13 protein-coding genes are annotated in these 13,213 nt (G+C 37.4%); 12 read left to right on the plus strand and 1 reads right to left on the minus strand.

Annotation, left to right across the window (positions count from 1 at the left end; translation table 11 throughout):
• Positions 1-17: 17 nt before the first annotated feature.
• The 6 genes from dnaI (at position 18) to KVT27_RS12770 (ending at position 5,269) form a co-directional block, all read left to right on the plus strand.
• The gene (gene dnaI, locus KVT27_RS12745; RefSeq protein WP_225316173.1) at positions 18-947 is read left to right on the plus strand and encodes a primosomal protein DnaI; all 930 of its coding nucleotides are present in this window, start codon (positions 18-20) and stop codon (positions 945-947) included.
• A 428-nt stretch (positions 948-1,375) separates the two neighbouring features.
• Positions 1,376-3,307 (plus strand): threonine--tRNA ligase, encoded by a 1,932-nt coding sequence (thrS, locus tag KVT27_RS12750; RefSeq protein ID WP_036119505.1) that lies wholly within the window; start codon positions 1,376-1,378, stop codon positions 3,305-3,307.
• A 414-nt stretch (positions 3,308-3,721) separates the two neighbouring features.
• On the plus strand, positions 3,722-4,225 hold the full coding sequence (infC, locus tag KVT27_RS12755) for a translation initiation factor IF-3 (protein WP_025114499.1): 504 nt from the start codon (positions 3,722-3,724) through the stop codon (positions 4,223-4,225).
• Positions 4,226-4,256: 31 nt separating this feature from the next.
• A complete protein-coding gene (gene rpmI, locus KVT27_RS12760) occupies positions 4,257-4,457 on the plus strand; it encodes a 50S ribosomal protein L35 (RefSeq protein WP_004226312.1) in 201 nt (66 codons plus the stop codon).
• Positions 4,458-4,512: 55 nt separating this feature from the next.
• On the plus strand, positions 4,513-4,872 hold the full coding sequence (rplT, locus tag KVT27_RS12765) for a 50S ribosomal protein L20 (protein ID WP_004226314.1): 360 nt from the start codon (positions 4,513-4,515) through the stop codon (positions 4,870-4,872).
• Between the two features lie 133 nt (positions 4,873-5,005).
• Entirely contained in the window at positions 5,006-5,269 is a 264-nt protein-coding gene (locus KVT27_RS12770; RefSeq protein ID WP_025114501.1) for a DUF1294 domain-containing protein, read from the plus strand.
• Between the two features lie 27 nt (positions 5,270-5,296).
• Here the strand turns inward: KVT27_RS12770 and KVT27_RS12775 are convergent, their stop codons facing one another.
• The gene (locus KVT27_RS12775) at positions 5,297-5,689 is read right to left on the minus strand and encodes a hypothetical protein (RefSeq protein WP_036119503.1); all 393 of its coding nucleotides are present in this window, start codon (positions 5,687-5,689) and stop codon (positions 5,297-5,299) included.
• Between the two features lie 105 nt (positions 5,690-5,794).
• Between KVT27_RS12775 and KVT27_RS12780 the strand changes: the two genes are divergently transcribed.
• From KVT27_RS12780 to KVT27_RS12805, 6 genes are all read left to right on the plus strand, one after another.
• The gene (locus tag KVT27_RS12780) at positions 5,795-6,280 is read left to right on the plus strand and encodes a dUTP diphosphatase (protein WP_217581430.1); all 486 of its coding nucleotides are present in this window, start codon (positions 5,795-5,797) and stop codon (positions 6,278-6,280) included.
• Between the two features lie 97 nt (positions 6,281-6,377).
• Positions 6,378-7,466, plus strand: coding sequence for a M42 family metallopeptidase (locus tag KVT27_RS12785; protein WP_008179256.1), 1,089 nt, complete (start codon positions 6,378-6,380; stop codon positions 7,464-7,466).
• 223 nt (positions 7,467-7,689) lie between these two features.
• Positions 7,690-9,195, plus strand: coding sequence for a thiol-activated cytolysin family protein (locus KVT27_RS12790; protein WP_082011526.1), 1,506 nt, complete (start codon positions 7,690-7,692; stop codon positions 9,193-9,195).
• 312 nt (positions 9,196-9,507) lie between these two features.
• Entirely contained in the window at positions 9,508-10,473 is a 966-nt protein-coding gene (gene argF / locus KVT27_RS12795) for an ornithine carbamoyltransferase (RefSeq protein WP_036149395.1), read from the plus strand.
• Positions 10,474-10,778: 305 nt separating this feature from the next.
• Positions 10,779-11,675, plus strand: a complete 897-nt coding sequence (locus tag KVT27_RS12800) for a LysR family transcriptional regulator (protein WP_036119492.1) — start codon at positions 10,779-10,781, stop codon at positions 11,673-11,675.
• Positions 11,676-11,860: 185 nt separating this feature from the next.
• Positions 11,861-13,189, plus strand: a complete 1,329-nt coding sequence (locus tag KVT27_RS12805) for an LLM class flavin-dependent oxidoreductase (RefSeq protein ID WP_036119489.1) — start codon at positions 11,861-11,863, stop codon at positions 13,187-13,189.
• Positions 13,190-13,213: the final 24 nt, after the last annotated feature.

The following is a 13,213-nucleotide window of genomic DNA, read 5'->3' on the forward strand; positions in this document are numbered from 1 at the left end:
GAGCAACAATCGAACCTATAAATGGACCATTAAAACGAGCTATTAATGTACCCTCGTTTCAAGAACGCTATGAAGCCATGCGACGTGAAATTTTAGAAAATCCACGCGTCCAAGAATTTCTAGCACGTCATGCAGATGAATTAAGCTACGATAATATCGAACGAAATTTACCTAAGCTCCATGAATTTATTAGTCAATCTACGGAATGCTGTGGTTGTGATAACACAGAACATTGTACAAACTATTTAAAAGGCTTCCTTCCTACTTTAAGGGTAGTTCGGAATACAGTTGAAATTGATTATGTACGCTGTGAGCAAAAAATTAGAGAAGAAGAGCGTCGGGATGTCGCGAATATGATTGCTAGTATGCATATGCCTAAAGATGTGCTTCAAGCAACGATTCACGATTTAAGTATTGATGATGAGTCTCGAGTGATGATCGCCCAAAAAGCAGCGCAATTTGTTAAAGCGACAAAAGAATCGGGTCATTTACCATCAAAAGGTTTTTACTTATACGGTAAATTCGGCGTAGGGAAGTCTTTTGTACTTGGTGCACTTGCCAATGAATTAGCGTCTATTAAAATACGTTCAGTTGTTGTCTTCGTGCCAGAATTTTTACGGGAAATGAAAAATGCTATTGGCGATAATACATTGAATGAAAAAATAGACTATATAAAAAAGGCTCCAGTTTTAATGCTCGATGATTTAGGGGCAGAAACAATGACCGCATGGACAAGGGATGAAATTTTAGGGACTATTTTCCATTATCGAATGGCTGAGCAATTGCCAACGTTTATTACATCTAATTTTAATTATGGAGAATTAGAGCACCATTTAGCCCAATCGCAAAAAGGTGATATTGAGGTTGTCAAGGCGGGCCGTATTATGGAGCGTATTAAAGCCTTAACAGAGCCAATCGAAATGCGTGGCAATAACCGTAGGATGTAACATTGGTAGTTGCATTTTTCGACAATCGAGCGTATACTGACTCATATACTAAATATCAATATGCATTGATGAGGACATGAATTTTGTGTATCAGCTTCTAGAGAGGGAAGTCAACGGCTGAAAGCTTCCTAGTATGAACGCATCATTTACTACCTACTGAGCAGCGAAAGGGATAATCTTTCGCCGGTCCCTAGCCCGTTAGCTAGCCTTGAGCTTCGTCTGACTTGATAAGTCGGAAGGAAGAAGGGTGGAACCACGAGCATACGCTTCGTCCCTTTCGTGAGGGACGGGGCTTTTTTATTTTGTGGAGAGACCTCGCTCAATTCGAGGTGAAGAGCGCTTATATAAGCAGCCATATCACTTGATTCATTAGTCAACATTTCATCAATCATTATGTATTCAAACAATAACGAAGGAGTGCAACGAATATGTCAGAAATGATTAAATTAACTTTCCCAGATGGCGCTGTAAAGGAATTTGTAAAAGGTACATCAACAGATGACGTAGCCTTATCAATCAGCCCTGGCTTACGAAAAAAAGCTTACGCAGGTAAAATTAATGGTGTATTAGTAGATTTAAAAACACCAATCGAAGAAGATGCTGCCATTGCCATTATCACACAAGATGATGCAGAAGCACTTGAAATTTTACGTCACTCAACAGCCCACTTAACTGCACAGGCAATTAAACGTTTATTTCCTGATGTAAAGCTTGGTATTGGTCCTGTTATCGATGGTGGATTCTACTACGATATTGATTCTCCTACACCGATCACTGCCGAAGATCTACCAGCAATTGAAAAGGAAATGAAAAAAATTATTGCTGAAAATCTAGAGGTAGAACGTAAAAATGTAAGTCGTGCGGAAGCACAAGCAATGTATGAAGAAATTGGCGATGAATATAAACTAGAATTGCTAGAAGCAATCCCTGCAGATGAGCAAGTGTCCATTTATTATCAAGGGGAATTTTTCGATCTTTGCCGTGGTATTCACGTACCATCTACTGGTAAACTTCGCGAATTTAAGCTGTTATCATTAGCAGGTGCCTATTGGAGAGGAAACTCTGATAACAAAATGCTACAACGTATTTATGGTACGGCGTTCTTCAAAAAAGAAGAATTAAAACATCATCTACAAATGTTAGAAGAAGCAAAAGAACGTGATCACCGTAAAATCGGGAAGGAATTAGAGCTATTTACAACTTCTCAAAAGGTCGGCCAAGGTTTACCACTTTGGTTACCAAATGGTGCAACAATTCGTCGTGTTATTGAGCGTTATATCGTCGATAAAGAACTATCTCTTGGATATAAGCATGTTTATACACCTGTATTAGGTTCAAAAGAGCTTTATCAAACTTCAGGTCACTGGGATCATTACCAAGATTCTATTTTCCCACCAATGGAAATGGACAACGAGACATTAATTATGCGTCCAATGAACTGTCCTCACCATATGATGGTTTACAAAAATAGCATGCATTCTTACCGTAGTTTACCATTACGTATTGCAGAGCTTGGTACAATGCACCGCTATGAAATGTCGGGAGCAGTTTCTGGCCTACAGCGTGTACGTGGAATGACTTTAAATGATGCACATATCTTTGTTCGTCCAGACCAAATTAAAGCAGAGTTCCAAAAAGTCGTGCAGTTAATTTTAGAGGTTTATAAAGATTTTGATTTAAATGATTATTCATTCCGTTTATCGTATCGCGACCCTGCAGATACTGAAAAATACTTCAATGATGATGCTATGTGGGAAAAAGCACAGAGCATGTTAAAAGAAGCAATGGATGAGCTTGGCTTAGATTACTTCGAGGCAGAAGGTGAAGCAGCCTTCTATGGCCCTAAACTGGATGTGCAAGTAAAAACAGCAATCGGTAAAGAAGAAACTTTATCAACTGTTCAGCTAGACTTCTTATTACCAGAACGTTTCGATCTAAGTTACGTTGGGGAAGATGGCAAACCACATCGTCCAGTCGTAATTCACCGTGGCGTTGTATCAACAATGGAACGTTTCGTTGCCTTCTTAATTGAAGAGTATAAAGGTGCATTCCCAACTTGGTTAGCTCCAGTGCAAGTAGAAGTCATTCCAGTATCGAATGAAGCGCACTTCGATTATGCAAAACAAATTGAAGAGCAATTAACAGCAGCGGGCTTACGTGTGGAGATGGATGATCGTGAAGAAAAATTAGGCTATAAAATCCGTGAAGCACAAATGAAAAAGATACCATATATGCTTGTCATTGGTGATAAAGAAGTTGAAGCTAATGGTGTAAATGTTCGCCGTTATGGCTCTAAAGATTCCGAAACAATTAGCTTTGAGAATTTCCTAGCAGCTATAAAAGCGGAAATTACAAAATAATATTTCCTAAAAAATCTCACTTGCATAAGTGAGGTTTTTTGTATAAAATGAATCTTGCTGTTGTATAAATTATTTAAGATTAGGTCAATCTAGGTATGATAAGAAAATTAATATTTGACAGCTTATCATATACATGCTAATATAATTAAGGTTAATGAATACAAAGTTTGTGGTTGAAGTAGAGGCTGCCCGCTTCTCACCTGATACAACGCTTTAAAGGCTGTGAACAGGTATGACACGTTGAATTGTTTTGCGTAGACTTGCGCATGCACATATAGCGGGCGGACATCTTCAAAAATGTCCGTCCTTTTTTTATGGACATGACAAGAGGATGTACCGTTCAACCGGGCAAGGCTTTGCCCAAACCATGTATTCGCGACAACTACTTGGAGGTGGATTACTATTAGCAAAGACATGTATGTAAACGAAGGCATTCGCGCACGTGAACTTCGATTAATCGATCACAATGGTGACCAGCTTGGTGTAAAGACACGTAATGAAGCGCTAGAAATCGCCACTCGTGTAAACTTGGATCTTGTCCTTGTGGCCCCTCAAGCCAAGCCGCCAGTCGCTCGTATCATGGACTATGGTAAATTTAAGTTTGAACAGCAAAAGAAAGACCGTGAAATTCGTAAAAATCAAAAGGTCATCGTAATGAAAGAGGTTCGTCTGAGCCCATCAATCGATGAACATGATTTCCAAACGAAGCTACGTAATGCGATTAAATTCCTTGAAAAAGGCGATAAAGTAAAATGTAGCCTACGTTTCAAAGGTCGTGCGATTACACACAAAGATATTGGTCAACGTGTGTTAGATCGTTTTGCTGAAGCTTGTGCTGAAGTATCAACGGTAGAACAAAAACCGAAGATGGAAGGCCGAAGCATGTTCTTAGTTCTTCAACCAAAGAACGAGAAATAATATTAGACGAACAGTTTAGGAGGAATTCGACATGCCAAAAATGAAAACTCACCGTGGAGCTGCGAAACGTTTCAAAAAAACGGGTTCAGGTAAATTAAAATATGACCGTGCTTATGGAAGCCACTTATTCGCAAACAAATCTACGAAACAAAAACGTCACCTACGTAAAGCAAACATCGTTTCATCTGGTGACTTCAAACGCATCAAATCTCTACTTGTTTACATGAAATAATTGACTACAAAAATACTAACATTCATTTTTTAATGAAAAGCAGGAGGTAATTCATATGCCACGCGTAAAAGGCGGAACAGTGACGCGCAAACGTCGTAAAAAAGTATTAAAATTAGCTAAAGGTTACTACGGTTCAAAACATACATTATATAAAGTTGCTAACCAAGCAGTAATGAAGTCAGGTCAATATGCATACCGTGACCGTCGTCAGAAAAAACGTGATTTCCGTAAATTATGGATCACTCGTATTAACGCAGCTGCTCGTATGAACGGTCTTTCTTACAGCCGTTTAATGCACGGTTTAAAAGTTGCTGGTATCGAAGTTAACCGTAAAATGTTAGCTGACCTTGCTGTAACTGATGCTGCTGCATTCACTCAATTAGCAGACGCTGCTAAAAAAGCTGTAGCTAAATAATATTTGACTCAGTTAAATATTGTTTCTGCACTGAAAGCGGATGCGACAGGTGTAAAAAAAGACTGATGGATTTTTCCATCAGTCTTTTTTGTGTTAGATTAATAATATACGTTTGTTAATAAAGGAGTAGAGAATGGGACAAGCATTATTAGCTTATATGAGTATTATATCGATTGTGTTACTCATTTTAATGGGTATGGATAAATCGCGTGCTAAAAAGCATGAATGGCGTATTGCAGAGCGTACTTTGTTTACACTAGCCATCGTAGGAGGAGCAGTAGGCGGGGTGCTTGGCATGTATTTATTCCGTCATAAAACACGCCATAATAGTTTTGCATTTGGATTCCCTCTACTTGCAGCCATCCAAATTTTTATTATCGTACAGCTTTGGTTATAAATGAAAACATTTTAAAACACATCCTCATCAAGAGGATGTGTTACGCATAAGCTGTTCAATGGGCTGCTTCCAATTGATTTTCGCACTTGGATAATTCAATAGAATTTCTTGCTGTAAATATTCAAAGTCGCCTTTTGTAAAGCCCTGCAATGTTGCAGTATCACGTGCGCCGACAAAAATAGTGACAACCTCGAAAGCATCCTCAGTTGTACCTAAATATTTTTCACCTTCAAAAAGAGCACCCTTATAGGAAATAAAGAAATTTTTCCGGACGTTTTTAACGTCATCATAAAAGTAATATTGGCCTTTTTCATAGGCTTCATCAAGTTTGCGTTTAGGATCAGTTATATAACGAATCGCTTTATAAAATACATAAATAATAAGCGCAATTACAGCAAATCGAATTAGTAACGGCAACATGTTTAAATTTCCCCCTTGAAGAAAGGTTATTCTTTCCTATACGATTAGGGAGGTCAAATAGTTTCACTTTTATTTAAATATTTTTTAGAAATTTAGGAGAAAAAAATGAATATACAACAATTGTTTATGATGCAAAAAGAGCTGGATAATTTTATTGAGCAAACTCAAAATATTCAGCAAGATGTATTTCAAGAAAAAGGACTAGCATTAATGGTAGAGCTAGCTGAGCTAGCCAATGAAACGCGCTGCTTTAAATTTTGGAGCACAAAAGGGCCATCAGCACGAGAAGTCATTTTAGAAGAATATGTGGATTCTATTCATTTTATCCTTTCATTAGGCTTATTAAAGAACTATACAACAATCGAAAAGTGGCCAGTGATAGAAGAACAGAGACATTTAACAGCAATATTTTTAGAGACACAAGGTGCTATTTTGGCATTTATCCAACAACCGACAGAGGATCGATATCTAGCAATTTGGCAATGCTATGGTTTACTTGCGTACAATCTTGGTTTTACTTTCGAAGATGTAGTTCGGGCGTATGTTGAAAAAAACAAGGAAAATTATAATCGTCAACGGACAGGATATTAAATAATTAAGAAATACACCAATTTTCAGACGATTAAGCTAGGAATATTTCGGTAAACGAAGTATAATAAAATAGATACAAGACGTAGGAGGCAAAAGGATGACACAACTAGATCCAACATTACAAATGTTTAAAGATTTAACAGATGCAAATGGTATTGCAGGCAATGAACGTGCACCGCGTGAGGTCATGAAAAAATATATTGCACCATATGCAGATACTGTAGAAACAGATAACTTAGGTAGTGTAATTGCTAAAAAAGTAGGCGATGAAAACGGTCCTAAAATCGTCGTGGCAGGACATTTAGATGAAGTAGGCTTCATGGTTACACAGATTGATGACAAAGGCTTTATCAAATTCCAAACAGTAGGTGGCTGGTGGAGCCAAGTTATGCTGGCACAGCGCGTTACAATTACGACACGTAAAGGCGATGAAGTAATTGGGGTTATCGGTTCAAAACCACCTCATATTTTACCTGCTGATGTGCGCAATAAAGTAGTAGACATTAAAGATATGTTTATTGATATTGGTGCCGCATCTAAAGATGAAGTGCTTGAGTGGGGCGTACGTCCTGGCGATATGGTAACACCATATTTCGAATTCAATGTAATGAAAAATGAAAAATATTTATTAGCAAAAGCTTGGGATAATCGCATTGGTTGTGCCATTGCTATTGATGTAATGAAAGCTTTACAAAATGAAAAACATCCTAATATTCTTTATTCAGTAGGGAATGTGCAAGAAGAAGTTGGACTTCGTGGAGCTAAAACGGCAACACATAAAATCCAACCGGATATTGGATTTGCAGTTGATGTAGGTGTAGCGGGAGATACTCCAGGAGTAACAGCTAAAGAATCAACTAGTAAAATGGGTGCTGGCCCACAAATCGTTGTGTATGATGCATCTATGGTATCACACCGTGGCTTACGTGAATTCGTATTAGACGTAGCAGACGAGAACAATATTCCGTACCAATTTGAAGCAATGGCTGGCGGTGGTACAGATGCTGGCTCCATCCACGTAACAGCAAATGGCGTACCAGCACTTTCCATCGGTATTGCAACACGCTACATCCATTCACATGCAGGTATCCTACATCGTGATGATTATGATAATGCCGTTAAATTAATGGTGGAAGTCATTAAAAAATTAGACCGTGATGCAGTCAATAAAATTACATTCGATTAATTGAATGGAAAAAACTAATTAGAAATACATGCGGTTTGCCTTCTAACTAAAATGTTAGGAGGCTTTTTTCGTTGGTTAAAAAAGGAATCGCAACGATTTAACATAATGGTTATTAATAGTAATCATAAGTACATGTTATGAGCACGATGAAAATGAAACGAAAATACTATATTTAAAAATTATTTTTATATGGTATAATTTCCTATAAAAGGAGTGGATTAATTTGGGAATTCGAAAAACAATCAAGTTTTTAATATGTTTATCTATTAGTTTATGCCTTCTAACTTATCCAAGTATTTCATTTGCTGAAACACTTGATACTAATAGTTCTAGTGATATTGATACGGGTATAGCAAACTTGAATTACAACAACAGGGAAATATTAGCAGTGAATGGTGATAGGGTGGATAGCTTTGTTCCTAAAGAAGGAGTTAGCTCAAATGATAAATTTATAGTGGTGGAACGTAACAAAAAATCACTGACAACTTCTCCAGTGGATATATCAATTATTGATTCTATGGCGAATCGTACATATCCAGGAGCATTACAACTTGCAAACCAAGCTTTTGTAGACAATCAACCTAACCTATTGGTGGCTAAAAGAAAACCACTTAATATTAGCATTGATTTACCTGGTATGAAAAGAGAAAATACTTTAACTGTGGATAATCCGACATATGGAAATGTATCTGGTGCAGTGGATGAATTAGTGTCTACTTGGAGTGAGAAGTATTCCACAACACATACTTTGCCTGCAAGACTACAATATTCAGAATCTATGGTTTATAGCAAATCTCAAATAGCAAGCGCTTTGAATGTAAACGCCCAAGTTCTCGACAATTCGCTGGGGATTGACTTTAATGCAATTGCCAATGGAGAGAAAAAAGTGATGGTTGCGGCATACAAACAAATTTTTTATACCGTAAGTGCTGAATTGCCTAACAATCCATCAGACCTTTTCGATGATAGCGTTAATTTTGCAGAGTTAACTCGTAAAGGAGTAAGCAATGATGCCCCTCCTGTTATGGTGTCGAATGTAGCCTATGGGAGAACCATTTATGTGAAATTAGAAACAAGCTCAAAGAGTAAGGATGTACAAGCTGCTTTTAAAGCATTACTGAAGAATGCTAATACGAATGTAGAAACTAGTGCACAATACAAGGATATTTTTGAGGAAAGTTCCTTTACGGCTGTAGTATTAGGCGGAGATTCACAAAAGCATAATCAAATTGTCTCAAAGGACTTTAATGATATTAGAGAAGTAATTAAAGATAATGGAGAATTTAGTCTTAAAAATCCAGGCTATCCAATCTCATATACAAGTGTTTTCTTAAAGGATCATTCAATTGCTGCTGTTCATAATAATACAGATTATATCGAGACGACAGCTACGGAATATTCTAAAGGAAAGATCATCCTCGATCATTATGGTGCATACGTTGCTCAATTTGAAGTAGCTTGGGACGAATTCTCATACGATGAAAATGGAAATGAAGTATTAACCCATAAAACTTGGGATGGCAATTGGAAGGACAAAACTGCTCATTTCTCTACAGTCATACCGCTTCCGGCTAATTCAAAAAATATAAGAATTTATGCAAGAGAATGTACAGGTCTTGCATGGGAATGGTGGAGAACGGTTATTGATGAATATAATGTTCCCATGTCTAATGAAATCAAAGTCTCCATTGGAGGAACTACATTATACCCAACAGGTAGCATCGAGTAAGTAGCAATATATAAAGGTAATGACATGTATAAAATTTTACCTCCTAACAAATTATTGTTAGGAGGTTTTTAACGTTTTCAATTTCTTTCAATAACTGCTCTTCCTTTTCTTTTTTTCTTCTTAATCCACCTTTCTTTCAGTGAATTTATACAAAGAAGTCAATCGTAAAAATGGTTGTTATGCATAAATATTCAAATTGAAGAATTTTTGTCACATTTAATATTTCTTTAATAAAATTATAAAAATTCAGTTGATTTTATATTTATGCATGATATACTGATTTCAAAAGCAATGATACAAGGAGCGAAGGCCATGAAATTACTCGAAGAAGTACAGCTAAAATTAGTTTCTAGTTTAAAAGGGAAAGACCTATTAACTTTGCTAGACTATACAAGCCAAGAAGTTGAAGAACTTGTTGAATTAGCAACACAGCTTAAAATGATTACCAAAGAGGGGAAATGCCCAAGATTATTGGAAGGCAAAACACTTGGTATGATTTTTGAAAAACATTCAACGCGTACTCGTATTTCATTTGAAGTTGGTATGAATCAGCTAGGTGGAAAAAGTATGTTTATGCATGCGCGTGATTTACAAATAGGTCGTGGTGAATCCATTTACGATACAGCACATGTCTTATCAGGCTATTTGGATGGCATTATGATTCGAGCAAATTCCCATGTAATGGTAAAGGAACTAGCAGAGCATGCAGCTATTCCTGTCATCAATGGATTAACAGATATTTATCATCCATGCCAAGCTTTAGCGGATTTAGAAACAATTGCAGAGAACAAGGGTTATTTAAAGGGGCTTAAAATTGCATATGTAGGAGATGGCAACAATGTAGCACATTCTTTAATAGTTGCTTCAGCACATGTTGGGATGAATGTAGCTGTGGCGACACCAGCGGGCTATGAATGTGATGCGGCAGTTATCGCTAAGGCACAAGCAATTGCCGCGGCAAATGGCAGCACAATTCTGGTGACACATGACCCTGTGGAAGCGGTATTAAATGCAGATGTTGTTTATGCAGATGTTTGGACATCAATGGGCCAAGAGGAAGAAGCAGCAAAACGTTTGCAAGATTTTGCTGATTACCAAATTAATGATGAGCTTGTAGCGTATGCAAAACCGAACTACATGTTCCTGCACTGCTTGCCAGCACATCGTGAGGAAGAAGTGGCAACATCTGTTATTGATGGCCCTAATTCTTACATTTTTGAGCAAGCTGAGAACCGACTTCATGCACAGAAAGCAGTTCTTGCATCGATTCTAGCGTAAAATGAGACCTTTACTGTAAGGGTGAGAAGTACAATAAATAGAGTTTACATGGGCAACAGAGGGTGCCTATGTGAATAACATACAAGTGGCTGACAGACAGAGGGATGTTCACCACGCGCGATGCTTGTTGTCAAGATGGATGGCTACATCGCTACATAGTTAAGTAACCTGGGAGACGCTGGGTTACTTTTTTCTTTTGTATCGAGGGGTATAGGACTAAAAACTAAGTTTTCCTATAAAATATAGAGAATATAAAGAATTATTTATATAATAGAGTAAATAAGGAGTGAAGGGATGGAATTCACATGAATATAGATCATATCGAGGCTTTTTTATATGTTGTCCATTATAAGAGTACGCATAAGGCTGCCAACGCCTTGTTTCTTTCTCAACCGACTGTGACTGCACGCATCAAATCATTGGAGCGGGAGCTAGGGGTTGAGTTATTTTATCGAGAGGGACGAAGTGTAACCTTATCAGATAAAGGCAAAGATTTCTTACCTTTTGCGACTCAAATCGTACAAACATTTCAGCAAGGAAAGAAGCAATTAGAAAAGACACAGAAAACAGATGATGTATGTATTGGTGCAAATGGCGTAACAGCCCAATATTTTTTAGCGTATGCGTTGCCTAAATGGAAAGAACAATTTCCTAATTTGCGTTTTCAATTGGTGACAGGTTCAACAGCTAGTCTATTAGAGAAATTAGAGAGTCACCAAATTCATGTAGCTTTTATTCAGTATGTGCACAGAGAAGGAATATGTAATGAGTTTTTATTAAATAATGCGGTGAAGCTTGTGAAGCATTGTGAACATCCATTACGACAATATGAATGCATCGAAGCGAAAGAATTGGCACAACAGAAAATGGTGTTTTTTGAGTGTGGAGCGTTTGATTGGAATTATGTGCATAAAATGTTCGAGGTAGAGGGTGTAGCAGCCAATATAGAGGTTCGAACCGACCATTTAGAGGTCGCTAAGGCTTTCATTCGCACAAAAAATTATATTAGCTTTTTACCACAGCTTTGTGTCAAAAATGAACTTGAAAGCGGCGAATTTATTGAAGTAGATATCAAGCATTTACTGGATATGAATCAGCATATCTTCCTAACTTATAAAAATAAAGATACATTGACATCAGCTTTTTGGGAGACAATCTGTCAGACAGCGAAGGATTTTGAAAGGGTACAAATGGTGGAGTGATAAAATTTTTTATATAAACGCTAAATTTTTTCTATTACTGAACCTATTGCAAATTGTCTGAATGAACTGTAATATCATTCTCAATCCAAATTTATTTATGAGTAATCGTAAATAAATATTTTTTTAACACAAAAACATACTTAACCACTATGTTTAGTAAAAAATAAAAATGAGGAGGAATGGATATGGCGAGACAAGACAAAATTCGTTTTGGAGCAATTATTCACGGGGTAGGTGGTAATATTTCAAGTTGGCGTCATCCTAAGGTAGCGAGCAATCAAAGTGTCAACCTACCTTTTTATATTCAACAGGCACAAAAGGCAGAGGAAGGGAAATTTGATGTTGCTTTTATTGCGGATGGCTTATTTATTAATGAAAAATCGATTCCTCATTTTTTAAATCGTTTTGAGCCTATTACGATATTATCAGCATTGGCTGTAGCAACTAACAATATTGGGTTAGTTGGAACAGTATCGACTTCCTATAGCGAACCATTCACAGTGGCACGCCAGTTTGCTTCTTTAGATCATATTAGTGCAGGGCGTGCAGGCTGGAATGTTGTCACTACTCCTTTAGAAAGTACTGCTTTGAACTACAATAAAACGATTGAACAACATCCTAGTCATGCAGAACGCTATCAAATCGCTGAAGAATATTTAGAGGTTGTCAAAGGTTTATGGGATTCCTGGGAAGATGATGCCTTTATTGCAGATATCGAAAACGACCAATTTTTTGATCCAGAAAAATTGCACACGCTACATCATAAAGGGCAATATTTTTCAGTCCAAGGTCCACTTAATATTGGACGAACAAAGCAGGGTCAGCCAGTTATATTCCAAGCTGGGGCATCTGATGCTGGGATTCGGTTGGCTGCCAAGGATGCAGATGCCATTTTTACACATGGAGCATCTATTGAAGAATCTCAAAAATTTTATAAAAGAGTAAAGGCAGAGATTGTAGCATTTGAGCGAAATCCTGATGAGGTAAAGATTTTTCCGGGTATTTCCCCAATCATTGGCGATACAGTGGAGGAAGCAGAGGCAAAATACCAGGAAATTGTTGAATTAGTTTCCATTGACCGTGCTTTGGCTTATCTTGGACGTTATTTTGATCATCATGATTTTACACAATATGATGTGGACGCACTGTTTCCTGAGCTAGGTGATATTGGAGCCAATAGCTTTAGAAGTACGACTGATTATATTAAACGCTATGCTAAGCAGGAGGGACTTACATTACGTCAGGTCGCTTTACGAGAGGCAACGCCTAAAACAGCATTTTTTGGAACGGCAGAGCAGGTGGCAGATCTTGTACAGGAATGGTTTGAGCAAGAGGCAGCAGATGGCTTCATAATCGGTGTAACGGTACCAGGTGCCTTAGAAGATTTTGTTGATAAAGTAGTACCGATTTTACAAGCTAGAGGACTTTATCGAGAAGACTATGAAGCAGATACATTGCGTGGGAATTTAGGTTTACCATTTAAAGAAAGCCGGTATATCAAACAGTCTGTCTAAAAACCTAGTAAATTTATTTGAATA

It is taken from the genome of Lysinibacillus sp. GbtcB16 (assembly GCF_019091145.1).
Taxonomy (GTDB): Bacteria; Bacillota; Bacilli; order Bacillales_A; family Planococcaceae; genus Lysinibacillus; species Lysinibacillus fusiformis.

What these genes read in the sequence shown, in the direction of transcription:
- thrS (WP_036119505.1), top strand. Translation starts at nt 1,376, where the DNA reads ATGTCAGAAATGATTAAATTAACTTTCCCAGATGGCGCTGTAAAGGAA.
- infC (WP_025114499.1), top strand. Translation starts at nt 3,722, where the DNA reads ATGTATGTAAACGAAGGCATTCGCGCACGTGAACTTCGATTAATCGAT.
- rpmI (WP_004226312.1), top strand. Translation starts at nt 4,257, where the DNA reads ATGCCAAAAATGAAAACTCACCGTGGAGCTGCGAAACGTTTCAAAAAA.
- rplT (WP_004226314.1), top strand. Translation starts at nt 4,513, where the DNA reads ATGCCACGCGTAAAAGGCGGAACAGTGACGCGCAAACGTCGTAAAAAA.
- KVT27_RS12770 (WP_025114501.1), top strand. Translation starts at nt 5,006, where the DNA reads ATGGGACAAGCATTATTAGCTTATATGAGTATTATATCGATTGTGTTA.
- KVT27_RS12775 (WP_036119503.1), bottom strand. Translation starts at nt 5,689, where the DNA reads ATGTTGCCGTTACTAATTCGATTTGCTGTAATTGCGCTTATTATTTAT.
- KVT27_RS12780 (WP_217581430.1), top strand. Translation starts at nt 5,795, where the DNA reads ATGAATATACAACAATTGTTTATGATGCAAAAAGAGCTGGATAATTTT.
- KVT27_RS12785 (WP_008179256.1), top strand. Translation starts at nt 6,378, where the DNA reads ATGACACAACTAGATCCAACATTACAAATGTTTAAAGATTTAACAGAT.
- argF (WP_036149395.1), top strand. Translation starts at nt 9,508, where the DNA reads ATGAAATTACTCGAAGAAGTACAGCTAAAATTAGTTTCTAGTTTAAAA.
- KVT27_RS12800 (WP_036119492.1), top strand. Translation starts at nt 10,779, where the DNA reads ATGAATATAGATCATATCGAGGCTTTTTTATATGTTGTCCATTATAAG.
- KVT27_RS12805 (WP_036119489.1), top strand. Translation starts at nt 11,861, where the DNA reads ATGGCGAGACAAGACAAAATTCGTTTTGGAGCAATTATTCACGGGGTA.